General features: G+C 64.3%; 21 protein-coding genes and 2 pseudogenes. 10 read left to right on the top strand and 13 right to left on the bottom strand.

Annotated features, from left to right (window positions below):
• Positions 1-108: 108 nt before the first annotated feature.
• Both AC629_RS04300 and AC629_RS04295 read left to right on the top strand, forming a co-directional pair.
• On the top strand, positions 109-717 hold the full coding sequence (locus tag AC629_RS04300; protein ID WP_084803538.1) for a 2-hydroxychromene-2-carboxylate isomerase: 609 nt from the start codon (positions 109-111) through the stop codon (positions 715-717).
• Positions 717-1,694 carry an NADPH:quinone oxidoreductase family protein gene (locus tag AC629_RS04295; RefSeq protein WP_084803537.1) on the top strand — a complete coding sequence of 326 codons (978 nt, stop codon included), beginning with the start codon at positions 717-719 and terminating at the stop codon, positions 1,692-1,694. The genes AC629_RS04300 and AC629_RS04295 overlap by 1 nt, the downstream gene beginning before the upstream one ends.
• Positions 1,695-1,807: 113 nt before the next feature.
• Here AC629_RS04295 and AC629_RS04290 read toward each other — a convergent pair whose 3' ends face one another.
• From AC629_RS04290 to AC629_RS04255, 10 genes are all read right to left on the bottom strand, one after another.
• Entirely contained in the window at positions 1,808-2,698 is an 891-nt protein-coding gene (locus AC629_RS04290; protein WP_084803536.1) for a crotonase/enoyl-CoA hydratase family protein, read from the bottom strand.
• 159 nt (positions 2,699-2,857) lie between these two features.
• A complete protein-coding gene (locus AC629_RS04285; RefSeq protein ID WP_084803535.1) occupies positions 2,858-4,279 on the bottom strand; it encodes an amidase in 1,422 nt (473 codons plus the stop codon).
• A complete protein-coding gene (locus tag AC629_RS04280; protein WP_084803534.1) occupies positions 4,272-5,444 on the bottom strand; it encodes a M20 aminoacylase family protein in 1,173 nt (390 codons plus the stop codon). The genes AC629_RS04285 and AC629_RS04280 overlap by 8 nt, the downstream gene beginning before the upstream one ends.
• Before the next feature lie 13 nt (positions 5,445-5,457).
• Positions 5,458-6,963, bottom strand: coding sequence for a M81 family metallopeptidase (locus AC629_RS04275; RefSeq protein ID WP_084803533.1), 1,506 nt, complete (start codon positions 6,961-6,963; stop codon positions 5,458-5,460).
• 308 nt (positions 6,964-7,271) lie between these two features.
• On the bottom strand, positions 7,272-8,921 hold the full coding sequence (locus AC629_RS04270) for an ABC transporter ATP-binding protein (protein ID WP_084803532.1): 1,650 nt from the start codon (positions 8,919-8,921) through the stop codon (positions 7,272-7,274).
• Between the two features lie 13 nt (positions 8,922-8,934).
• On the bottom strand, positions 8,935-9,075 hold the full coding sequence (locus AC629_RS46535; protein WP_168195396.1) for a hypothetical protein: 141 nt from the start codon (positions 9,073-9,075) through the stop codon (positions 8,935-8,937).
• Entirely contained in the window at positions 9,072-9,959 is an 888-nt protein-coding gene (locus AC629_RS04265) for an ABC transporter permease (RefSeq protein WP_084803531.1), read from the bottom strand. The genes AC629_RS46535 and AC629_RS04265 overlap by 4 nt, the downstream gene beginning before the upstream one ends.
• A gap of 19 nt (positions 9,960-9,978) precedes the next feature.
• Positions 9,979-10,920 carry an ABC transporter permease gene (locus AC629_RS04260; RefSeq protein ID WP_084803530.1) on the bottom strand — a complete coding sequence of 314 codons (942 nt, stop codon included), beginning with the start codon at positions 10,918-10,920 and terminating at the stop codon, positions 9,979-9,981.
• Between the two features lie 183 nt (positions 10,921-11,103).
• The gene (locus AC629_RS49730) at positions 11,104-11,232 is read right to left on the bottom strand and encodes a hypothetical protein (RefSeq protein ID WP_283845491.1); all 129 of its coding nucleotides are present in this window, start codon (positions 11,230-11,232) and stop codon (positions 11,104-11,106) included.
• A gap of 238 nt (positions 11,233-11,470) precedes the next feature.
• Positions 11,471-12,601, bottom strand: a complete 1,131-nt coding sequence (locus tag AC629_RS04255) for a M20/M25/M40 family metallo-hydrolase (protein ID WP_084803529.1) — start codon at positions 12,599-12,601, stop codon at positions 11,471-11,473.
• Positions 12,602-12,868: 267 nt separating this feature from the next.
• Here AC629_RS04255 and AC629_RS04250 point away from each other — a divergent pair.
• The 6 genes and pseudogenes from AC629_RS04250 (at position 12,869) to AC629_RS04225 (ending at position 18,553) form a co-directional block, all read left to right on the top strand.
• Positions 12,869-14,477, top strand: a pseudogene (locus AC629_RS04250) (ABC transporter substrate-binding protein).
• Positions 14,478-14,724: 247 nt separating this feature from the next.
• On the top strand, positions 14,725-16,320 hold the full coding sequence (locus tag AC629_RS04245) for a glycosyltransferase family 39 protein (RefSeq protein WP_084803556.1): 1,596 nt from the start codon (positions 14,725-14,727) through the stop codon (positions 16,318-16,320).
• A gap of 35 nt (positions 16,321-16,355) precedes the next feature.
• Positions 16,356-16,891, top strand: a pseudogene (locus AC629_RS04240) (ABC transporter substrate-binding protein); the annotation flags it as partial.
• Positions 16,892-17,008: 117 nt separating this feature from the next.
• The gene (locus AC629_RS04235) at positions 17,009-17,332 is read left to right on the top strand and encodes an ArsR/SmtB family transcription factor (protein ID WP_084803527.1); all 324 of its coding nucleotides are present in this window, start codon (positions 17,009-17,011) and stop codon (positions 17,330-17,332) included.
• The gene (locus AC629_RS04230) at positions 17,329-17,814 is read left to right on the top strand and encodes an SRPBCC family protein (protein WP_084803526.1); all 486 of its coding nucleotides are present in this window, start codon (positions 17,329-17,331) and stop codon (positions 17,812-17,814) included. Before AC629_RS04235 ends, AC629_RS04230 begins: the two co-directional genes overlap by 4 nt.
• 79 nt (positions 17,815-17,893) lie before the next feature.
• Positions 17,894-18,553, top strand: a complete 660-nt coding sequence (locus AC629_RS04225; RefSeq protein WP_084803525.1) for a glutathione S-transferase family protein — start codon at positions 17,894-17,896, stop codon at positions 18,551-18,553.
• Between the two features lie 58 nt (positions 18,554-18,611).
• Here the strand turns inward: AC629_RS04225 and AC629_RS46530 are convergent, their stop codons facing one another.
• From AC629_RS46530 to AC629_RS04215, 3 genes are all read right to left on the bottom strand, one after another.
• On the bottom strand, positions 18,612-18,752 hold the full coding sequence (locus AC629_RS46530; RefSeq protein ID WP_168195395.1) for a hypothetical protein: 141 nt from the start codon (positions 18,750-18,752) through the stop codon (positions 18,612-18,614).
• Between the two features lie 59 nt (positions 18,753-18,811).
• Complete coding sequence (locus AC629_RS04220) at positions 18,812-20,062, bottom strand: multidrug effflux MFS transporter (RefSeq protein WP_084803524.1); 1,251 nt, start codon at positions 20,060-20,062, stop codon at positions 18,812-18,814.
• 143 nt (positions 20,063-20,205) lie between these two features.
• A complete protein-coding gene (locus tag AC629_RS04215; protein ID WP_084803523.1) occupies positions 20,206-20,787 on the bottom strand; it encodes a TetR/AcrR family transcriptional regulator in 582 nt (193 codons plus the stop codon).
• An 86-nt stretch (positions 20,788-20,873) separates the two neighbouring features.
• On the opposite strand from AC629_RS04215, the gene AC629_RS04210 reads away from it, so the two are divergent.
• Positions 20,874-21,653 carry a crotonase/enoyl-CoA hydratase family protein gene (locus AC629_RS04210; RefSeq protein ID WP_084803522.1) on the top strand — a complete coding sequence of 260 codons (780 nt, stop codon included), beginning with the start codon at positions 20,874-20,876 and terminating at the stop codon, positions 21,651-21,653.
• A gap of 189 nt (positions 21,654-21,842) precedes the next feature.
• Positions 21,843-23,177, top strand: coding sequence for a hypothetical protein (locus tag AC629_RS04205; protein ID WP_245331710.1), 1,335 nt, complete (start codon positions 21,843-21,845; stop codon positions 23,175-23,177).
• Positions 23,178-23,532 lie beyond the last annotated feature (355 nt).

Genomic DNA, 23,532 nt, shown 5'->3' with positions numbered 1-23,532 from the left:
GCGAAGCAATCCAGACTGGTTCCGCGGAAAGACTCTGGATTGCTTTGTCGCTCCGCTCCTCGCAATGACGGAGGAGGGTGCGAAACGAACAAGATACAAGGAAACGCTATGATCGAATTCTTCTTCGACTGTTCCAGTCCATGGACCTATCTCGCCTTCCACAACATTCAGCCGCTGGCCAGGGAGCTCGGCGCGGAGATCATCTGGCGGCCGATCCTGGTCGGCGGCATCTTCAACACGGTCAACCCGAGCGTCTACGCGCAGCGGGAGAAGCCGGTGCCGCTCAAGGCGCGCTACATGAAAAAGGACCTTCAGGACTGGGCGCGCTCGGCAGGCCTGTCGATCAAGATGCCGCCGTCAGTGTTTCCGGTGAACAGCGTGAAGGCGATGCGTGGCTGCACTTTGCTGGGCAAGGACATGGTGCCTTTCGCCACCGCCGTGTTCGAGGCCTATTGGGGCAGCGACCAGGACATCTCGCAGGACGCGGTGCTTGCCGACATCTGCAGGAGGGTCGGCATCGACGAGAAGAAATTTTTCGCCGGCATCGCGGAGCAGGGGATCAAGGACCAGCTCAAGGCCAATACGGAAGAGGTCGTCGCGCGCGGCGGCTTCGGCTCGCCGACGATCTTTGTCAACAAGACCGACATGTACTTTGGCAACGACCGCCTGCCGCTGATCCGCGAGGCGCTGTTGCGCAGCAAAGCGAGCGCGGCCTGATGGTGCGGGCAGTCGTCTGCCGCGCACTCGGCGCGCCCGAAACGTTGCGGCTGGAAGAATTTCCATCGCGTTCCCTCAAGCCTGGCGAGGTCCGCGTCGCGATCCGCGCCGCCGGGCTGAATTTTCCTGATGTGCTGATGGCGGCCGGCGAGTATCAGCTCAAGCCCGAGCTGCCGTTCACGCCCGGCATGGAAGCTGCAGGCGACGTCACCGAGGTTGGTGCGGAGGCGAGGGGCGTCGCCGTCGGCGACAGGGTCATCGTCAAGATGCGGCACGGCGCGTTCACCGACGAAGCGGTCGTCACGCCGTCGCAGCTCACGCCGATGCCGTCGACGTTCGATTATGCGGAAGCTGCGACCTATCTCGCCGGCCACGGCACCGCCTATCATGCGCTGATTGATCGCGGCAAGGTCGAGCCGGGCGAGGTGCTGCTGGTGCACGGCGCCGGCGGCGGCGTCGGCCTTGCCGCTGTCGAGCTCGGCAAGATGCTGGGCGCGACCGTGATCGCGACCGCCTCCAGCGACGAGAAACTCGCCATCGCGAAATCGCGCGGTGCGGATCACCTCGTGCGCTACGACCGCGAGCCCTTCCGCGATGCCGTCAAGCGCATCACCGACGGCCGCGGCGCGGATGTCGTCTTCGATCCCGTCGGCGGAGAGGTGTTTGAGAATTCGATGCGCTGCATCGCCTGGGGCGCCCGGCTCCTCGTGATCGGCTTCACCGGTGGCATCGGCTCGGCCAAGACCAATCTGCTGCTGATCAAGGGCGCCAGCGTGCTCGGCGTGCGCGCGGGCGAAGCCGTGCGGAAAAATCCGGCGCTTGGCGAGGTGCGCCTGAAGGCGCTGCTGCAATGGGCGGAGGAGGGCAAGCTGCGCCCGAACGTCTCGCACCGCCTGCCGCTGGCGGATTATGCGACGGCGATGCGGCTATTGCTCGACCGCAAGGCGATCGGGCGCGTGGCGCTGGTGATGGATTGAGGACGTAGGGTGGGCAAAGGCGCTCTTGCGCCGTGCCCACCGTCTTTTGGCGATCGAAACCGGAGTGGTGGGCACGCTTCGCTTTGCCCACCCTACGGGCTACGAGCTTCGCGTCATTTGTACTCCCGCTCCGTCCACCACGGGAAATAGTCCGGCATGTCGCTGGACACCTTGTTCTTGAACTGCGCGGGGCGCTTCTCCAGGAACGACACCACGCCTTCTTTGACGTCTTCGGAGCGGCCGCGGGCGTAGATGCCGCGGCTGTCGACCTTGTGGGCTTCCATCGGATCGTCCGCGCCCATCATGCGCCACATCATCTGGCGGATCAGCGCGACCGAGACCGGCGCAGTCTTCGCTGCGAACTCCTTGGCGAGCGCGCGGGCGGTCGGCAACAGATCGTCCGGCGGCACGACCTTGCTGACGAGACGGCCGGCGAGCGCCTCCTGGGCCGGGAAGACGCGGCCCGAATAGCACCATTCCAGCGCCTGCGAGATGCCGACGATGCGCGGCAGGAACCAGCTCGAGGCGGCCTCGGGCACGATGCCGCGCTGGGAGAACACGAAGCCGAAGCGTGCCGCATCCGACGCAATGCGGATGTCCATCGCGAGCTGCATGGTGACGCCGATGCCGACCGCAGGCCCGTTCACCGCCGCGATCACCGGCTTCAGGCATTTGAAGATACGCAGAGTCACCTGGCCGCCGCCATCGCGCACCTGCGGATCGCTGTAGTCCACCTTGCCATCGGCGAGCCGCCTCACCGGCCCGCGCCGAGCGTCGCGGTCGAAGGTGTCGGCGCCCGATGAAAGATCGGCGCCCGCGCAAAAACCGCGGCCGGCGCCGGTGACGATGATGGCGCGGACGTTGTCGTCCTTGTCGGCGGCGTCGAACGCGTCGATCAACTCGGCCTGCATCTGCGCATTGAAGGCGTTGAGCTTGTCGGGCCGGTTCAGCGTGATGGTGAGGATCTGCTCGGCGACCTCGTACTTGATTGTCTCATACGCCATGGTGGTTTCCTTCCTTCTTGAACGCAGTCTCGTGAAGACGTCATGCATGCACACCACCATCCGTCTTGCGCGGACTGGGCATGTCTTCTCTCCTGAGTACTCATACGACAATGGCCGGGGCAAGCCCGGCCATGTCGCAGCCTCACGATTTCGAAGGCATCAGTGCGTCGGCGGGCTGGGCCAGGGCCGTTGCGGGCCGCGCAGGCCTTCGAACGCCTTGGCCATGCCGAGTACGCCGATATCGTCGAAGCGGCGGCCGACGATCTGCACGCCGATGGGAAAGCCCTTGGCGTCGAAGCCGCCATTGATAGAGATCGCGGGGTTCTCCGACATATTCCACGGCACGGTATAGCAGATGTGCTCGAACGGCTTCATGGGGTCGTTCAGCGGCGAGGCCCACTCCGCCGGGAAGTTCACGTTCGGCGCGGTCGGCGAGATCACGTAGTCGAGCTCGCAGAACAGCTTTGCGGCAGCAGTGCGGATTCCCATGGTCTGGTTGAAGCCGCGGATGACGTCGACGCCCGACAGTTTTGCGCCGGACTCGCCCCATTTGAAGATATAGGGCAGCACCTTTGCCTGCTCGTCCGGCGTCAGCTTGGACAGATCGTCCCACATCCGGGCGCGCCAGAAATTGTCGAGGCCGTCGAGCATCTCGCGCGTGAGGATGCCATCCACTTCGGTGACAACGGCGCCGGCGGATTCGAACGCTTTTGCCGCCTTCACCGCGACATCGCGCACCGGCTTCTCCAGCTTCTGGCCGACGCCGAGATCGAGCATCAAGCCGATGCGCAATTTTCGCGGGGACTTTTCCAGCCCCTTCCAGTTGAGGGGGTCGGCGGGCAGGCTCATGCCGTCGCGCCGGTCGGGTTTTGAGAGTACGCTCATCATCAGCGCACAATCGTCGACCGTGCGGGTCATGGGACCGGCGACGCGGCCCACATAGGGCGGATCGATCGGCACGCGGCCGAGGCTCGGCTTCAAGCCGACAAGGCCGCACCAGCCTGCGGGGAGGCGGACCGAGCCGCCGATATCGGTGCCGAGATGCAACGGACCATAGCCGGCCGCCGCGGCGGCGCCGGCGCCAGCGCTCGAGCCGCCGGGATTCTTGGAGAGGTCCCAGGGATTGCGCGCGAGCGCATGGAAGCTGGACAGTCCCGAGGACAGCATGCCGTAATCGGGCATGGTGGTCTTGGCGAAGATGACCGCGCCGGCCTCGCGCAGGCGCGCGGCGGGCGGTGCGTCCTTCTCGGCCGGCACGAGCTTGACGCTGGCCGCGCCCAGCGGCACCGGCACGCCCTTGGTCGCGATGTTGTCCTTCACCGTCACCGGCACGCCGTCGAGCGCGCCGGAGGGTTCGCCCCCGCTCCAGCGCGCGGTCGAGGCCTTGGCGGCCTCGCGCGCGCTGTCGGGATCGAACGCATAGAGCGCCTTGAGGTGCGGTTCCCACGCAGCGACGTGCGCAAGCACGTCCTCCAGCACCTCGCTCGGCGAGAACTGTTTGGCGCGATAGCCCGCGATCAGATCGACCGCGGAGAGATCGTGCAGCGAGGTAACCGCCTCTTCAGCACTCATTTTATGCATTGCTACCTACCGGCATGCGCGTTTCGATGATCCGGGCAAACATGCTGGCGCCGATCGGTAGGATCTTGTCGTCGAGCACATAGCCGGGATTGTGCACGGGCACCGAGCCGTCATGGCCGACCCAGAAATAGGCGCCGGGAATGGTTTGCAGCATGTCGGCAAAATCCTCGCTGCCCATCTTCGGTTCCGTCCGGGTGATCACCTTGGCGGGATCTACGACGGTGCGCGCGACTTCCTCGACCACCTTGGACTGCTCGACCTGGTTGATCAGCACGCCAAACGTGTCGCGGACGTCGGCTTCGATCTCGCACTGGAACGCGGCGGCGATACCGGCGCAGATCGTGCGGATGCGCTCGCGGATCAGCGCGCGGACTTCATCCGAGAAGGCGCGGATGGTGCCGCAGAGATGTGCCTCGCCGGGAATGACGTTGTAGGCGGAACCGGCATGGATCTGGGTGATCGAGATGACGGCGGACTGGAGCGGCTCGATGTTGCGGCTGACGATGGTCTGGATCGCCTGCGCCAGCGTGGTCGCGATGATCACCGCATCCTTGGAACGCTCGGGCATGGCGCCGTGCGCGCCATAGCCGGTAATACGGAGGTCGAAGAAGTCGGCGCCGGCCATTGCGGGGCCCGGCAGGATCGCGATCTCGCCGTGGTTGAGGTCGGGCGCGTTGTGCAGGCCGTAGAGCTCGTCGCACGGAAACTTCTCGAACAGGCCGTCCTTGATCATCGCGCGGGCACCGCCGAGACCTTCCTCGGCCGGCTGGAAGATCAGGTGTACGGTGCCGTCAAAATTCCTGGTCTCGGCGAGGTAGCGCGCGGTGCCGAGCAGCATGGTGGTGTGGCCGTCATGGCCGCAGCCGTGGAAGCGGCCGGGAATGGTCGAGCGCCATTTCAAATTGGTATTCTCTTCCATCGGCAGCGCGTCCATGTCGGCGCGAAGGCCGATACGCTTGCCGCTTGAGCCCTTGCCCTTGATAACGCCGATCACGCCGGTACCGCCGAGACCGCGATGCACCTCGATACCCCAGCTCTTCAGCTTGTCGGCGACGATGCCGGAGGTGCGGACTTCCTCGAAGCCGATCTCTGGATGGGCATGGAGGTCGCGGCGAATGGCGGTGAGTTCGTCGGCATAGCCGTCGATGCGGTCGATCGTGGGCATGTGTCCTGTCCAGTTAGCGTGACGGGGGAGTGAAAACGGGGCCGTTCGGCTTGATGCGGATACCTGGCCGCAGGCGTGTCCATGGCAGCGTCGCAGTGTCGGCCGGCATTGCGCCGGGCGCGGCGCAGATCATCAGCTTCTCTGCGATCGGCTCGAAATCGGCGCGGAAATGCACCGAGCTCTTGTTGACCAAAATCTTCTGCGCGGTCGGCTCGATGCCGACATAGCGGTACATCGCCTGGTCGGCGAGCTGCGCCTTGTGCGAACTCACGACCACTCGGACGTCGCCGATGCGCAGGCACGCGGACGGACCCATCTCCATCTCGCGGCCGCCGTAATAGGGGCCGGGCGCAATGAAGCGGCCGTCGGACAGCTTTTCGACGACGAAGGTCTCGCGATAGGGCTCATCGCCGGGGATGCCGGACTTGCCGCCGAGCGCGAGCGTCACGGTCGCGCCGACGCCGGCCGCGTGCGCAGCTTTCGCCGACTCCGGATCGTAGATCGCGCCTGTCGCGGCGCTGGCCTTGTTGCGCACCAGCGCGCGCAGCATGCCGGTGGTGTCGGAATCGCCGCCGGCGCCGGGATTGTCCTGGGTATCGGCGATGATGATCGGCTTGCTCGCGCCCTTGGCAAGCTCCATCGCATGGCGCACGCCATCATCGGGGGACCAGATCTTGCCGTCGAAATCGTCCTCGTGGCTTTCGACGAGTTTGACGATGGCATCCGCTGCGCGGTCGGCGTCCGCCTGCGTCTTGCCATAGGCGAACACGCTCGGTCCGCAATCGCGGAAATCGGCGGCGGGGAAACCGGGCGCGAAAGACAGGGTCGGAACCGCATCGCTCTCCAGCGCGGCGAGCTTTTCGTAGATGCCCTTGGTCGGAAAGTCGTTGGTGCATTGCCAGCTGATCGCGATCAGGAACGGCAATTGGCGGAACGACTTTGCAAAGCGCTGCTTGGTCTTCAGAAGCAAAGCGAGGTGCTTGGCCGAGGCACGGCCGGTCTCGGCCATGTCGACATGGGGATAGGTGCGGTAGGCGATCAGCGCGTCCGCATGTTCCATCATTTCAGGCGTGACGTTGGCGTGGAGGTCGAGGCTCGCGACCAGCGGAATATCCTTCCCGATGACGCGGCGCACGCGCGCCAGGATTTCGCCTTCGCCGTCGTCGAGATGCTCGGTCACCATGGCGCCGTGAAGATCGAGATAGACGGCGTCGATCGGCCCGGCCGCTCTGATGCCGTCGACCATCACCTTCACGATGCGCTCGAACGCATCCTTGGTGACATGGGCCGACGGGCTCGCGGCGCAGGCGATCGTCGGAACGAGTTCCCAGCCGTTCGCTTCAGCGCTGTCGGCGAAGCCGGCAAGACCGACATTGATGCGCCGCATCACCCTCAGCACGTCGGCGCCCTCAGTCATCGCCGGCCAGCCGCCGCCGTGCTGGAAGTCTGCGAAAGTGGCCTTCGTCGGAGCGAAGGTGTTGGTCTCGTGCAGGAAGCCGCCGACGGCGATACGTGTCATCAATTCAAGTCCAGGCGTTTGAGCGCGACGTTAGGCTTCGACGTTAGCCTTGGCCCTGCAGCTAGAGCAAGGTGGGAAGCAATCCCGCCATGCATAGGGTCAGATCATTTTGGGAATGCTGCGGATGCGGTGGGTGTTGTCTGAGAAGGCGTCTCCACATTCTCACTGTCGTCCCCGCGAACGCGGGGACCCATAACCCCAGGGAGGAGTTTGGCGAAGACTAGAAGTTCGGGACGTGTATCACACGCGGTCGATAGATTCCGCGGTATGGGTCCCGGCGTTCGCCGGGACGACACCGGAGAATGTTGCTACATGCTGGCCGCCACGCCCTCGGACACCGGCTGGAAGTTCGCAAAGTCCCAGTTGCGGCCGGGGGCGGCGTCCAGCAGCGCCTTGGTGTAGGCCTCCTTCGGATGCGTCAGCACCTCCGCCGCCGGGCCCTGTTCGACGACGCGGCCGTGCTGCATCACCACGACCTCGTCGCAGATCTGGGCGGCGACGCGTAAGTCGTGGGTGATGAAGAGGATGGCGATGCCGAGCCGCTTCTGGATCTCGTCGAGCAGTTCCAGCACCTGCGCCTGCACGGAGACGTCGAGCGCTGAGACCGCTTCGTCCGCGACCAGGACGTCGGGATCGAGCGCAAGCGCGCGGGCAATGGCGATACGCTGGCGCTGGCCGCCGGAGAACTGGTGCGGATAGCGCGACGCCGCATCGGCCGGCAGGCCGACCAGTTCGAGCAGCTCGCGGGCGCGCTTCATCGCATCGGCGTGCGCGACGCCGTAGTTGATCGGGCCTTCCGCGATGCTTTCGCCGACGGTGACGCGCGGGTTGAGCGAGCGGTAGGGATCCTGAAACACGATCTGGATCTTCTGCCGGTGCGGCTGCAGCAGGCGGCGCGAGATGTCCGAGATCTCTCGGCCCGAAAGACGCACGCCGCCGGAGGTCGGGTCGATCAGGCGCACGATGCAGCGCGCCACCGTCGACTTGCCGGAGCCGCTTTCGCCGACGATGCCAAGCGTGCGGCCCTTGCGCAGCGTGAGTGTGACCTTGTCGGCGGCGACGACCTCGCGGCCTTTGCCGAAGAACGCGCGCTCGCGATAGACCTTGCTGAGGTCGTTGGTCTCCAGCACCACGGGCTCGCGGCTCTCCTCGCGCGGCGACCGCGGCACCAGGCTCGGCACGGAGGCCAGCAGGTTGCGGGTGTATTCCATGGTCGGATTGCGCAGCACGGCCTCGAGCGGGCCGGTCTCGACCAGCCGGCCCTGTCGCATCACGGCAACGCGGTCGGCGATCTCGGCCACCACGCCCATGTCGTGGGTGATGAACAGCACGGCGGTGCCGTGATCGCGCTGGAGGTCGCGGATCAGGGTCAGGATCTGCTTCTGCGTGGTGACGTCGAGCGCGGTGGTCGGCTCGTCCGCAATCAGAAGCTTCGGCTCCAGCACCAGCGCCATCGCGATCATGATGCGCTGGCGCTGACCGCCGGAGAGGCGGTGCGGGTAGGAGGCGAAGATGCGCTCGACCTGGGGCAGGCGGACCTGCTCCATCATGTCGAGGATGCGCTTCTTTCGCGCCTTGGCGTCGAGATCGGTATGGGCGCGGAGCACTTCGTCGATCTGGCGGCCGACCGGCACCACCGGATTGAGCGCGGTCATCGGCTCCTGGAAGATCATCGCCATTTGCGTGGCACGCAGCTGCCGCAGGCGGCGGTCGGTCGCGGTGAGCAGCTCTTCGCCGACCAGCTTGATGCTGCCGCCGGTCGGAACCAGCGTGCCCTTGGGCAGCAGGCCCATCGTGGTGAGCGAGGTCACCGACTTGCCCGAGCCGCTCTCACCGACCAGGCACAGCGTCTCGCGCTCGCGCACCTGGATCGAGATGCCGTCGATGATGTTCGCACCCTTCGGCTTCTTGCCGATGGAAACGACAAGATTGTTGATGTCGAGAACGGTGTTGGTCATGCAAACTCTCTCGTCATTCCGGGGCGCGCGCAGCGCGAACTATGATGCGCAATTGCGCATCAGAGAATCCATCGGGCGTCACTACAAGCGGTGAAATGGATTCCGGGCTCGCGACTTCGTCGCGCCCCGGAATGACAGAATTGATGGTCATCACTTCCCCTCCCGCTGCTTCATGCGGGGATCGAGTGCGTCGCGGGCGGCGTCGCCGATCAGGTTGATGCTGAGGATGGCGATCGAGAGCAGCAGGCCCGGCCAGAAGATCAGCGTCGGCTTGAGCTGGAAGTACTGGCGGCCCTCGGCCATGATGTTGCCCCAGGTCGGCGTCTCCGGCGAGATGCCGGCGCCGAGGAAGGAGAGGATGGCCTCGGTGAGGATCGCGGACGCGCAGACGTAGGTGCCCTGGACGATCAGAGGCGCGATCGTGTTCGGCATCAGATGCCGCCACATGATCTTGGGCAGGGACGAGCCGACCGAGATCGCAGCCTCGACGTACGGCTCTTCGCGCGCCGACAGCACGACCGAGCGCACGAGGCGCGCCACGCGCGGGATTTCGGGGATGGTGATCGCGACCAGCACGGTCCAGATGCTGGCGCCGGACAGCGACACCACGGCGATGGCGAGCAGGATGCTCGGCATCGCCATCAGGCCATCCATGACGCGCATCAGGACGGAATCGACCAGCTTGAAGAAGCCGGAGACGAGGCCGATCGCAAGCCCGATGACGATCGACAGGATCGCCGAGCCGATCCCGATCAGAAGCGAGATGCGGCCGCCATAAATGACGCGCGACAGGAGGTCACGACCATAGGCGTCGGTGCCGAGCAGGAACTGCGCCGATGCCGGCTTCAGTCGCTGCGAGGGCGCAAGCTGAATCGGATCGTGCGGCGCGATCAGTGGTGCCAGGATCGAGACCAGCACGATCAGCGTGAGGCAAGCGGTTGCCGCCGCGATGATCGGCGTCGAGGTGAGGAATCCGAAGCGTGGCCGCAGCGGCGACGTGATCGGGATGGACGACTGGGGAAGGGTATCGACCGACATCTTTGTTCTTATCCTTGCCTCAGTACCGGATCCGGGGATCGAGCAGTGTGTAGGCGACGTCGATCAGCAGATTGACGACGACGTAGATCAGCGACGTCAGCAGGATCATTGCCTGGATCACCGGATAGTCGCGCGCCAGCACCGCATCCACCGTGAGGCGGCCGATGCCGGGGATGTTGAACACGCTCTCGGTCACAACGACGCCGGAGATCAGAAGTGCAAAGCCGGTGCCGATCACGGTGATAACAGGCACGGCGGCATTGCGCAGCGCATGCCGCATCATCACGGCGACCTCGTTGATGCCCTTGGCCCGCGCGGTGCGCACATAGTCCTCGCCGAGCACGTCGAGCATCGCCGCGCGCGTCATGCGCGCGATCAGCGCGATGTAGATGAAGGACAGCGCGCAGGTCGGCAAGATGATGCGCTCGAAGAACGGTCCGAAACCGTTCGAGATGCTCTTGAAGCCCTGCACTGGCACCCAGCGCAGGTCGATGGCGAAGATCTCGATCAGGATGTAGCCGACGACGAACACAGGCACGGAGAAGCCGAGCACGGAGAGACCCATCACGAAGCGGTCGATCCAGGTGCCGTGCTTCCAGGCCGCGATCACACCCAAGGGAACGGCGACGATGACGGCGAGGATGATGGTCGACAGCGCGATCGAGATCGACGGCTCGACGCGCTGGCCGATCATCTTCATCACCGGCAGGTTAGAGATGAGCGAGGTGCCGAGATCGCCGTGCAGCAGCTTGTTCACCCATGTGATGAACTGCACGATCAGGGGCTCGTTGAGGCCGAGCGAGGTGCGGATGCGCTCCAGCCGCTCCGGCGTCGCGTTGTCGCCGGCGAGAATCGCTGCGGGATCGCCTGGCGTCAGCCTTAGCAGCAGGAACACGAACAGTGCGACGACGCCCATCACGGGCACCGCGGCCAGAACGCGGCGAATGAGATAACCTAGCATGCACCTATCTCCGGCTGCGGAATTTGTGGGGCCGTAAGGCGCCCGTCGAGTCTGTCGTGTCTATCATGCGCGCCTGTCATTCGGACTGGAAGGGTCGGCCGGAGAAGTCGTCCTTGCGGGGCAAATTGTGTGCCAAGGGCAGGGCCGTATCAAGGGGCCGCCCCGGGCTCCGGCATTGACCACTCAGGATGCATGACGAAACTCGCGCTCAACCCCAAGTGTAGCGAGGTGGCCTTGGCTGCCGCCTTCGAGCAGGGCATGGGCGATCGTTAAGCGGGTGATGCCGGCGCCGATGATGGCGATATTTGTCATGGCAGGTTCCGGGGCTCCCGTTGAGTTAGAGACGGCAAACCGCCGGTCAAAGGCCGTTGGCGGCGCCCCATCTGTCACGAGGTGCTCCGTCGGCGCAGCAACGAAAGCTGAAACCTTCGTTGCGATCTCTCCCGCATCGTTGCGTGGACAATCGGGCGGTACGATGCGGCTCAATTCTGAACAAGGTCAAATTTCAATCGCACCTGCTGAGGCATTGTGCAGTGCGACGTTGATTCAATTATTCGAGCGTCGCAAGCAGTCCGGCCATCAAGCGCCCGCGCTCGACCAGGCTGTCGACCTCGATGAACTCCTCGAGCGTGTGGGCGTTAGCGCCGCGAACTCCGAGGCCGTCGAGAGTCGGGATGCCCATCGCGCCGGTGAAGTTGCCGTCGGAGCCGCCGCCGGAACTCGCATGCGGCAGTTCGGCGCCGAGCGACTTGGCGATGCCGCGCGCCTTTTCATACAGCGCCATCGTGCCCGCGTCCGGCTCCCACACCGGACGGGTGACGCCACGCGTCACCTTGAAGGCGACGTCATTGGCTGTGCCTGATAGCGCCAGCATCTTCTCGACACCGCGATCGAGGTCGGCCTGACGCTTGGCCATGGAGAGCGCTTCGCCGGTCGCGGTCGTGGCCACGCAGTTGACCCATTGGCCGCCATGCACGACGCCGACCGAGAATGTGCAGTCCTCGGTCGTCATCGCGTCGATCGCGAGGATCTGCCGCGCCATCTCGCGGATCGCCGAGCGTCCCGCGGACAATGTCGCCCCGGCGTGGCTCGGCCGGCCCGTTGCCTCCAGATTGAAGCGCGCGATGGCGTAGCGTCCCGTGGTCACGCCGTTATCAGCACGACCCGGCTCGGGCACCAGCACGTATTTATTGCGCGCGGCTTCGGCCTCGATGATGTCGCGTGTCGAGGGGGTGCCGACCTCCTCGTCCGGCGTGAACAGCACGGTGATCGGCAAGGGCGTGGTGAAGGAGGCCCGCGCCAGCTGCCGGATTGCCTCCAGCGAGAGGTAGTTGCCGCCCTTCATGTCGAAGATGCCGGGGCCGTAGCACTTGTTGCCTTCGCGCCGCCATTTCAGCTTCTCGATGGTGCCGACGGGGTGGACGGTATCCATGTGTCCGGCGATCAGGATGCCCGGCTCGCCCTGCTTCGGATGCGGAAAGCGCGCGCGGATGACGCCGCCAAAGCCTTGCCGGCCGGCGATGCGTTCGATGGTCGCACCCATGATCGCCATATCCCGCGCTGCAATATCGAGCATGCGGTTCACTGCCCCTGCGTCCCAGGTCGGGCTCTCGCATTCGACCCAGTTGCGCAGACCCTGGAGCATGGCCTCGGAATCAAAAGGGAGATTGGCTGGATTCATCTGGGTGTCTCTCGGGCTTTGAAAGGTGGAACACGCATTGCATCCCCGAAGGCGGGTTAGCGGATAGCGTTGTAGAGCTAAACTGATCTTTGTGGAGCCCGTGTGCACGCCGCGACGGGCTGCAACGAAACCGGATTGACGCGCTCAACACTGTCTGCAAGTCTCGAAAGATAAAGGCATTGCATAAGGTTGGTTCGCCTAAAGAACGAACCGGATGCTCAACCAATAACCTGCCTTTGAACAGTTTCACGTCAGGAGAAACTTTCTATGTTGAGCTTGATGCGCCGGGGGGCGTCGCGCGTTCGCCTCCAAACTTGCGCTGTCGGTCGTCGCGCTTTCGACGGCAATGGCCTCGCCGGTGTTTGCGGCCGGCAAGACCATCACGGCGGTGATGCATTCGGATCTGCGGATCATCGATCCGATCTTCACGACCGCCTACATCACGCGTGACCATGGCTACATGGTTTACGACACGCTGATCACGACGGACGCGAACTTCAAGATCCAGCCGCAGATGGCGGACTGGAAGATCTCCGACGACAAGCTCACCTATACCTTCACGCTGCGCGACGGCCTGAAATGGCATGACGGCGCGCCGGTGACGGCGGAAGACTGCGTCGCCTCGTTGAAGCGCTGGGCCGCCGTTGACGGCATGGGCCAGAAGCTGTGGGATTTCACCGCGAGCCTCGAGGCGACCGATGCCAAGACCATCACGCTGAAGCTCAAGGAGCCCTACGGTCTCGTGCTCGATTCGATCGGCAAGCCGTCCTCGCGCGTGGCTTTCATGATGCCGAAGCGACTCGCCGAGACGCCGCCGGACAAGCAGATCCCCGAGCAGATCGGATCCGGCCCGTTCAAGTTCGTGCAGGGCGAATTCCAGCCCGGCGTGAAGGCGGTCTATGTCAAGAACACCGACTATGTACCGCGCAAGGAGCCGGCAAGCTGGACCGCCGGTGGCAAGGTAGTCAAGGTTGATCGCGTCGAGTGGATCACCATGCCGGACTCGCAGACCGCGGTGAACGCGCTGCAGTCGGGCGACATCGACTTCATGGAAGTGCCGCCGTGGGACCTGCTGCCTGTGCTCGAAGGCAATGCTGACCTCAAGGTCGAGGTCCTGAACAAGTTCGGCTATCAGACCCTTGGTCGCATGAATTTCCTCTATCCGCCCTTCGACAATCTGAAGATTCGCCGAGCGGCCTTGCTCGCGATGAATCAGAAGGATGTGCTCGACGCGCTCGTCGGCAATCCCAAGTACTACAAGATCTGCGGCGCGTTCTTCATCTGCGACACGCCGTTCGCTTCCGACGTCGGCTCGGAATCGCTGGTCAAGGGCAACGGTATGGCGGAAGCCAAGAAGCTGCTCGCCGAGTCCGGCTATGACGGCACGCCCGTCGTGGTCATGGTGCCCGGCGACGTCGTGACACTGAAGGCGCAGCCGACGGTGGCCGTGCAGTTGCTCCGTGAAGCCGGCTTCAAGGTCGATGCTCAGGCGACCGACTGGCAGACGGTGGTGAGCCGTCGCGCCAGCCAGAAGCCCCCGAAGGAGGGCGGCTGGAACATGTTCTTCACCAACTGGGTCAGCGCCGACGTCTCCAACCCGATCGCCAATCTCTCGATCGGCGGCCAGGGCAAGAAGGGCTGGTTCGGCTGGGCGGAAGATCCCAAGATCGAGAAGCTCAAGGAAGACTTCGTCCGCGCTGCCTCGCTCGACGACCAGAAGAAGATCGCGACCGAGATCCAGAAAGAAGCCTATGACCAGGTGATCTACGTGCCGCTCGGCCAGTATCTGGCGCCGAGCGCGTGGCGGAAGTCGCTCACCGGCGTGCTCGACGGTCCGGCCACCCCGGTGTTCTGGAATATCGACAAGTCCGAGTAAGGCGAGGGCGCCTCTCGCGCCCTTCGTCCCGATCAACATGCGGCGCCGCTGTCACCAGCGGCGCCGTTGTCGTTTGTCAGCCTGCTCCAAGCTTGAGAAGGCCGTGGGCTTTTAACCCTTCCAGTTTCCAATTATTGCTATTTGTTTCTAACCTGAAATAGATGTGCATAGCTCGCACATCACTTTCCTTGCTCGATTTGATTCCCTCGCTTTGATTCCCGTGCCGATCGATTTTGCATTCCAGGCGATGGCCGAGCGGTCCGATCGCGCGCCGGCGCGATGGCGCCGGCCCTTCCTGCGTTGGCTCGATGGTGTCGAGGCTGGCTGGGCCGTCCCACTTCTCATCGCCTGCTTCGTTGCGATTTGGACGCTTTATCTGGCCATCGCCTATGCCGGCGGCGGCCTGCATCCTGATACGCTCGAGGCGTGGACGCTGGGGCGGCGTTTCGCCTGGGGCTATCACAAGCATCCGCCGCTGATGGGCTGGGTTGCCGCCGCCTGGACTTCCGTCTTTCCGGTGAGCGAGTGGTCGCTGCAACTGATGGCGATGGTCAATGCGGGGCTTGCGCTGTTCTTCGTCGACCTGATCGCGCGGCAGTTCGTGACCGGGCACAAGCGTATCCTGGTGCTGCTGCTGTTGATGCTGACGCCGGCCTATCAATTCCATGCCCAGCGCTTCAATGCCAATGCGGTGCTGCTCGCGACCTGGCCGCTGGCAACCTGGTGCTTTCTGCGCGCGTTCGAGACCCGTCGTGCATCCTGGGCGATTGCCGCTGGATGTACGGCGGCGCTGGCGATGGTCGGCAAATATTATTCGATCTTCCTCGTCGCGAGCTTCGCGTTTGCCGCGCTCGCGCATCCGGCGCGGCGGGCCTATTTCACCTCCGCGTCGCCCTGGATATCAGCCGTCACCGGGCTTGCGGTGTTGTCGCCGCACATCTACTGGCTGGCGACAACGGGGGCCTCGACTTTCACCTATGCGATGGCGCACGCCAACGGCGACGCCGTGAGCAAGCTCGGTGATGTCAGGAACTTCCTGCTGGGGCTGGTGGCGGCGATGAGCGTATCGGCCGTGATCTGGGTGTTCATCGCAGGGACGCGCATGAAACAGTTTGCGGCCGACTTCGCTGCAATGAGTCCGGGCCTGCGACTTCTCTTCTACGTTGCGGTCGGCACGATCGTGCTGCCGGTCCTGACCTCGCTCGCGATGGGGACGGATTTGCCGTCGCTGTGGGCGTTGCAGGGGCTGTTCCTGTTCGCCGTTCCCGTGGTCTGCGGCACGCGCTACCCGATCGAGCGCTTCTACACCGTCAACCTCACAGTGATCGCGGCCGGCGTCGCGCTCGCCGCCGTCCTGGTCGCCGCGCCGATCCATGCCGTTTATCGCAACAATTACGGCTACGAAGAGGGCCGGAATTTCTACGTGCAGGCGGCAAGCGAATTGACTCGCGAGTGGCACGAACTGACCGGCGAGCGGCTAAGCGCCGTGAGCGGCGACGACTCGCTGGCCTTCGCGACGGCGTTCTACAGTCCCGATCATCCGAATTACGCGCGACCGTTCGAGTATCAATACACCTGGGGCTTGCCGCGCAAGACCACGCTGGACCGCGGTTGGGCCGCGCTTTGTTTCCGCGGCCAGGACTATTGCAACCGCTGGATGGAATGGGTGTCCGGGCGCGCCGGACACTTCGTCAGGCGCGAGTTCACCGTGCAGGCAACTCTGTGGGGCCGGCCGGGTCTCACGCGGGACGTGATTGTGCTGATGGTGCCGCCGCGCGGACAGGGCGCGGCGCCAGAGAGTGCTGCGGATGATGTCAGTGCCAGCCAGCGTACGGCGGACTAGAGCATGATCCGGACCCGAAGGGCCGCGTTAGCGGCGGCATGGCGGAAGCCAAGAAGCTGCTCGCCGAGTCCGGCTATGACGGCACGCCGGTCGTGATCATGTCGCCGGGCGACGTGATCACGCTTAAGGCGCAGCCGATCGTGGCGGCGCAGCAGCTCCGCGAGGCCGGCTTCAAGGTCGACCTGCAGGCGACCGACCGGCGGACGGTGGTGAGCCGGCGCGCCAGCCAGAAGCCTCCGAAGGAGGGCGGCAGGAACATGTTCTTCACCAACTGGGTCAGCGCCGACGTCTCCAACCCGATCGCCAATCTCTCGATCGGCGGCCAGGGCAAGAAGGGCGGCTGGTTCGGCTGGGCGGAAGACGCCAAGATCGAGCAGCTCAAGGACTCCTTCGTCCGCGCGGCCTCGCTCGACGAGCAGAAGAAGATCGCCGCCGACATCCAGAAGGAAGCCTATGAGCAGGTGATCTACGTCCCGCTCGGCCAGTATCTGGCGCCGAGCTCATGGCGCAAGTCGCTCACCGGCATCCTCCCGCGACCCCGGTGTGGTGGAACGACGACAAGTCGGAGTAGGTCGCGCTCGACGCGAACCCGATCCAGCGAAGTGGCGCCGCTGCCAACAGCGGCGCCACTTTTTTTGTTTGCGCCATCCTGATTGACAAATACGTAAGTTTTGGCTTACCGTAAGCTATGGCTTACGGAAGCACATTGGCCGTGCTGGCCGACCCGACCCGCCGTGAGGTGCTGGAGCGCCTGCGCGCCGGGCCGCGGCCGGTCAATGCAATCGCCGCGGGGTTACCGGTCTCGCGTCCGGCGGTGTCGCAGCATCTGAAAGTTCTGAAGGAGGCGGGCCTCGTCGAGGAGCGTAGCGAAGGCGTGCGGCGGATCTACTCAGTGCGGCGCGAAGGCCTGCTCGAACTGCGCGTCTGGCTCGACAGCTTCTGGATTGATGCGTTGGATGCGTTCAAGCTCGAAGCCGAGAAGTCTTACAAGGCGAAGAAGGGGAAACGATGAACGAGCAGATTGCCCTGGCGCCGGTACGCAAGACCATTCGTGTCGAGGCGCCGATCGACCATGCGTTCGATGTATTCACGGCGGGGCTGACGCGCTGGTGGCCCTACAATTTCGGCGTAGGCAAGAAGCCGATCGAAAAGGTGTTGATGGAGCCGCGGCTCGGCGGCCGCTGGCTCGAAATCGCCGACGACTGTGCCGAGACCACGGTCGCCACCATCATCGTCTGGGAGCCGCCGCATCGCCTGGCGATGCTGTGGCAGGTCAATGCCCAGTGGAAGCCCGATGCGGCGATGAAGTCCGAGGTGGACGTGCGCTTCGTCGCCGAAGGCGCGGAGGTCACCATCGTCGAGCTGTTGCACCACAAGTTCGAGACCATGGGCGCGGAAGCAGGCGCCTCCCTGCGCAAGGATGTCGACGGCGGCTGGCCCGGCCTGTTGGATCGCTTCGCGAAGGAAGCCGCGCAGACGCGAACAGGAGGCTGAATCGGCTCGTTCGTCTTCTTCGGACGAGGCGTTGATCGCACTGCGCGCGAAAGAATTTTGTAACCAAGGGAGACTGATCATGTCGGAATTCATCGTTCACGGCGTCCCGGGCAGCCCGTTCGCCCGAAGTGTGCTCGCGACCCTGGAAGAGAAGGGCGCACCTTATCGCGTCGCACCTGTCGTTCCGGGCACGCTGAAGACCCCGGAGTATCTAGCCAAGCATCCGTTCGGTCGCGTGCCCGTGCTCGATCACGGCGACTTCAGTCTCTATGAGACGCAGGCCATCCTGCGTTACCTGGATCGCATCCTGCCCGAGCCAAAACTCACGCCGTCCGATCCCAGGCGTGCAGCGCGGATGGACCAGGTCATGAACATCAACGACTGGTATCTCTTCCAGGGTGTCGGCAGCGTGATTATCTTCCATCGCGTGGTCGGGCCGCGGCTGATGGGACTTCAACCGAATGAGGAGGCTATCAAGGAGGCGATGCCGAAGGCCATCACCGTGTTCGCCGAGCTCGCGCGGCTTTTGGGCGACCAGCGCTATCTCGCCGGCGACGACGTCTCGCTGGCGGACTTGCTGGTTGCACCCGGCGTGGAATTCTTCGCCAGCATTCCGGAATGGTCGGTGCTCGGCGCACCGCATGCCAATCTCGTGGCCTGGCTTGGCCGCATACAGGCTCGCTCAAGCATGAAGGCGACGACCTGGGAGCGCGTCGCCGAGCTGGCGCGGGCGGCGTGACTGCTGCGCAGGATGGGCGAAGCGGCTTGTCTGCCCTTTGCCCACCCCGTCTCTCTTTCTAACAGGGACTGTCGCGCACCAGCTGCAGTCCTTCGCTTGCGAAGGGCGGATGAAACTCGCCGTGTTCGGGCGAGGCGGGCTCGTGCTCGCGTTCCTCGACGTGCTGCCCGCGCTCGTCCTTGTTGCTCTCGCGTTCCATGGTTGATCTCTCGATTGCTGCAGGCCAACATCGAGAGCTGCGCGAAGTTCCTGTGCGCCTTACGCGATAGGGTGATGATGCGGCTTGAACAGCCGTCCCTTTTCCACCACCAGCACGATCGCAAGCGCGGCCAGTGTCGACAGGAAAAAGCCGGCTGAGAACGGCAGCAGCGTGCCGTCGAAGCTCTGGCCGATCGCCATGCCGACCACGATGCCGATCAACGTCGTGATAGAGCCGTAGAGCGAGGAGGCGGTGCCGGCGATATGGCCCTGCGGTTCCATCGCAAGCGCGGTGAAGTTGGCGACCATCATGCCGAACGAGAACATCATCAGCGCGGAGAGCGCCATGAACAAGGCGAGCGGCAGAATGCCGAGGATTTCCGTCAGCAGCATCACGCCCGCCACCACGGCGTAGAGCGCCAGCGCTCCGTGCGAGATCACGCGCATGCCGAGGCGTCCGACCAGCCTGGCATTGACGAAGCCGGCGATAGCGGTGCCGGCCGCGATCGCGGCGAAGGCGATCGGGAAATAATGGCCGAGATGATAGATGCCGGTGAACACCTGCTGGGCGCAGAACACATAGGCAAACAGGGCGCCTATGACGCAGCCGGCGGCCGTCGCATAGCCGATGGTCTGGCGGTTGGTCACGGTCTGCCGGAAGGCCGAGAGCACGTCGGCGGGCGCAAGCGACCTGCGTTCGGTGTCGGGAAGGGTCTCCGGCAGCCGCAGCACGCACCACGCGAGCGCGAGCAGTCCGTAAAGCATCAGTACGACGAAGATGCCGCGCCAATGCGTCACCAGCAGCACCGCCTGCCCGAACGAAGGCGCGATCACGGGTACGGCGATGAACACCATCATGGCGAGGGACATCACGCCCGCCATCCGGCGGCCGACATAGCAGTCGCGCACGATCGAAGTCGCGATCACGCGCGTCGCCGAAGTGCCGAGCCCCTGGAGCGCGCGCGCCAGCAGCAGCGTCTCGAACGAGGGCGCCGCGACCGCCAGCACGCTCGCCACCGCATAGACGGCCATGCCGCCGAGCAGCACCGGGCGACGGCCGAAGCGGTCCGACAACGGGCCCATGACGAACTGGCCCGCGCCGAAGCCGATCAGGAAGGTCGACAGCACCAGCTGAAGATGGTTGGCGACAGGGATATTGAAGGCGGCCCCGATCTTGGGCAGCGCCGGCAGCATCATGTCCATCGCAAGCGGATTCAGCGCCATGATGGACGCGATCACGATGACGAATTCGGGGAAACCCATGGGCCGGTGTCCCGAGGACACCCAGCCGTCGGCATTCACGTCGGACAAGGAAATTCACCTCTGAAATTCAGAGACTTTTCTATCTCTTATGCTGCGTCGCACAACCCATGTTTCGGGATGGCTGTCAGGCAGGACGGGGGCGGACAAGAATTGGTGAGGCTGCCGCCCCCTGGAACGGCTATTGGCGTCCGTCAACCGGCGCGCCGGGCCTGCTCGACCAGGCCGAGCGCCAATTGTCCCGCGGTGTCGACATAGTCGATATCGCGATGGATCAGCATCACGGTCGTTGCGCCGTCGAGCAGGATCACGAGCTGGCGTGCGAGCGCGGATGCGTCGGCAATGCCATGGCCGCGCAATTCCGTTTCGAGCCACGCTTCGAAACGCTTCTTGTGCGCCGCGCCGGCCTTGACCGCAGGATGTGCCGGCGTGTTTGCGAGCTCGGCGATCGTGCGCAGGAATCCGCAGCCTCGCCACCGTGGCGTATCCACCGACTGTCCCAGTTTTGTGAAGAGGCCGCGGACCTTTTCGGCCACCGTGCCCTCGGTTTCCGCGAACCAGCGCATGTAGAGCTCGAGCGTCGGCTGATCCCTGGCCGCGATGGTCGCGGCGATGAGCTCGTCCTTGCTGGTGAAGTGGTAGTAGAGCGTCTTCTTGGTGACGCCCGCCTTCTCGGCGACCGCATCCATGCTCACCGCCCGGATGCCCTCACCATAGAAGAGACGCGTCGCCGCGACGACGATCTGCTCGCGTGTGTTGTCGCCATTCCTGGACATCGATCAATGTATACCGCCTAGTGAGTATACACGACAAGATCGCTGTGCTGACTTCCCGGCCTGTTCGATCTGGAAGGAACCTGCACTTGTCCGATCTCGTACTCTCGGAAACGCGCGGCGATGTCGCGCTGCTCACACTCAATCGCCCGAACAAGCTCAACGCCCTGAGCTACGCCCTGATCGACCGCCTGATGGCGATCCTCGACCGCATCGAGGACGAAGCGAATATTCGTGCCGTCGTCCTGACCGGGGCGGGCGATCGAGCGTTCTCGGCCGGCGCCGACATCGCCGAGTTCTCGGAGAGCGTGAAGGCCGGGCCGGATGTTGCGGTGAAGGACTTCGTGCGGCGCGGGCAGGCGATGACGGCGCGCATGGAGGCGTTTCCGAAGCCGATCATCGCTGCGGTCAACGGCATCGCTTTCGGCGGTGGTTGCGAGATCACGGAAGCCGTGCATCTCGCCGTCGCGAGCGAGCGGGCGAGTTTTGCCAAGCCGGAGATTGCGATTGGCATCACGCCGACCTTTGGCGGCACGCAGCGCCTGCCGCGGCTCGCAGGCCGGAAGCGGGCGCTGGAATACCTCCTGACGGGAGATTCCTTTTCACCACAGCGAGCTCATGAGATGGGATTGGTCAACCGCGTCGTGCCGCACGAACAGCTTTTGGACGCCGCCTTCGCGCTGGCCGATCGCATCACGCGGCATTCGCACCTGGCGGTTGCCCGGGTCATCACGGCCGCCACGCGGGGCCTCAACGTCTCGATCTCGGAAGGGCTCGCTATCGAGAGCGAGCAGTTCGCGCGTATGGCGGCGACACAGGACACGCGCGAAGCACTCGACGCATGGTTGGCCGCCCGCTCGTCGCGGTAGAGCAGCCGGCTGGCTGTTTGGGCGGCCGGTTCCGCTGCCCGTGCGCGCGGCGAAGCGGCAACCGGCTGTTCACCATAAGATGGGGGACAGCGCACCGGAGAGATGAATCCGCAACTCATCCTGTCCATTGTGGCCTGATGAGGCGCCGCGCAAGGCGCCGAGGGAACACAGAGGGACAGGTATTTCGCGGTGTCCGACGTGACCGGTACAGCACGATGGCAGGGACCCTCGGTCGACATGACCGCGAGGCGGAACATCTGGCTTGCCTGCCTGATCGCGCTGACGGCGCTGCTGGTGCTCGGCAATCTCGCCAACGACACCACGCTCGACACCTATCATTATGGCTGGGACGTTCGCGTAAATTGCGCAGCGGTCGATGCCCATGCTGACGGGCTTGATCCCTACTTCGTCAAAAATCTGAAGGGCACAAAGCTCTCCTATCCCTACTTGCCGGTGACGCTCGACGTCTTCCGCCCGTTATGCGCGGGTGGCTTTCTCGTCGACCACCACAGAGTCGTCCATCTCGTCCTCGCCGTGCTCTGCGGCCTGCTGCTTCCCGGTCTCGGCCGAACGCGAGCGAGCTCGCGCGATGTGGGGCTCAGGGTGCTCTGTGCCCTTGGCGCGTTCGTCGGCTTCGAATGGGTCTTGGCGTCGGGGAATTTCGCGATTCTGAGCGGCGTGCTGACCGTGATCGCGCTGAAGCTCCTGTTTCGTCCGGCGACATCTGGAGCATGGAAGGACCAGAGCTTCTCCTTTCGCCTCGCGGGCGCTGCGCTGCTCGGCATCGTGACCTCGTTCAAGCTGGTGTTCTTCCCGGTCCTTGCCGCGCTCTACTTCCTGCCGCTGCCGCGCGGTCGCAAGCTGGTGCTGATCGCGGTGGCGATGTTCAGCTTCGCATTGCCGATCGTGATATCGAGGGTATTTTACGCCGACCTGTTCTCGAGCTGGCTGCTTGCGATTGCGGGGAAGATCCCGAACCAGCACTCCGTCGATCTCGTGGAGATCAATCCGTCGCTGCTGCTGCTGGCGCACAGCCTCATGGATCATGCCGGGCTCGGCGACAGCAAGCCGGCCGTGTTCGCGACCTATGCGCTCGGCGCGTCCGCGCTCGTGCTCGTGCCATTCGCAATGTTCGTCCTGCGCGCGGTCGGGAGCGGACCGGCGCGGGGAGAGGGATCGCTACTGGTGCGACTGGATCGCTGGCTGATGAACCATCCCTTCGCGGCCACGCGCGTCACGGTGCTCGCGATGTTCGCGCTTTATCTCAGCTCGCCGCGCCTCAAGGAATATGCCTTCTTCGAGCTCGCGCTCTATGCCGCCATTCTCATCGTCGATCTTCCGGCCCTGGCACTCGCCGCCGTCCTCACCGTCGGCCTGCTCGTTCCCGCGCTGATCTCGATTACGGGGCGTACTTTCGAGGGCGGTTTTGGCCTCCTCATTGTCGCGATGACATGCTTCTGGATCCTGCTGCTCGATTTTCGTGCCGCGCCGACGCGCCTCGAGCCGGAAGGCCTGAATCCATGACGCGTGTCGCCTTTTTCGAGGTGGCGCTTTGGGTTGAGAGGCAGCATTCGACGAGATGGCGCTGGGCATAAAGATGCTTGTCGAGCGGATATTTGAGCGCACGTCGGCAATGGCTTTGACGTAAATGATCGGCGTCGTAGGCCGTATCGGCCATAACGATCTCGGCGGGTAATCCCCTCGATCAATGCTGCGGCTGGCGGTGCATCATCAGCACTCACTGCCAGATCTCCAACAAACATTGGGCGACAATTTTTCAAGTGTAAACAAAAGCTTGTGTGCGTTCGAACACCTCCGTCCTAGCCTTGCCGGCCCGGTTAAGCCGCATTAGGGACGGTCTCCTCCGGCCAACCCCCAC

It is taken from the genome of Bradyrhizobium sp. NAS80.1, assembly GCF_001908205.1.
Lineage (GTDB): Bacteria > Pseudomonadota > Alphaproteobacteria > Rhizobiales > Xanthobacteraceae > Bradyrhizobium.
This window is presented reverse-complemented; position numbering and strand designations above follow the sequence as displayed.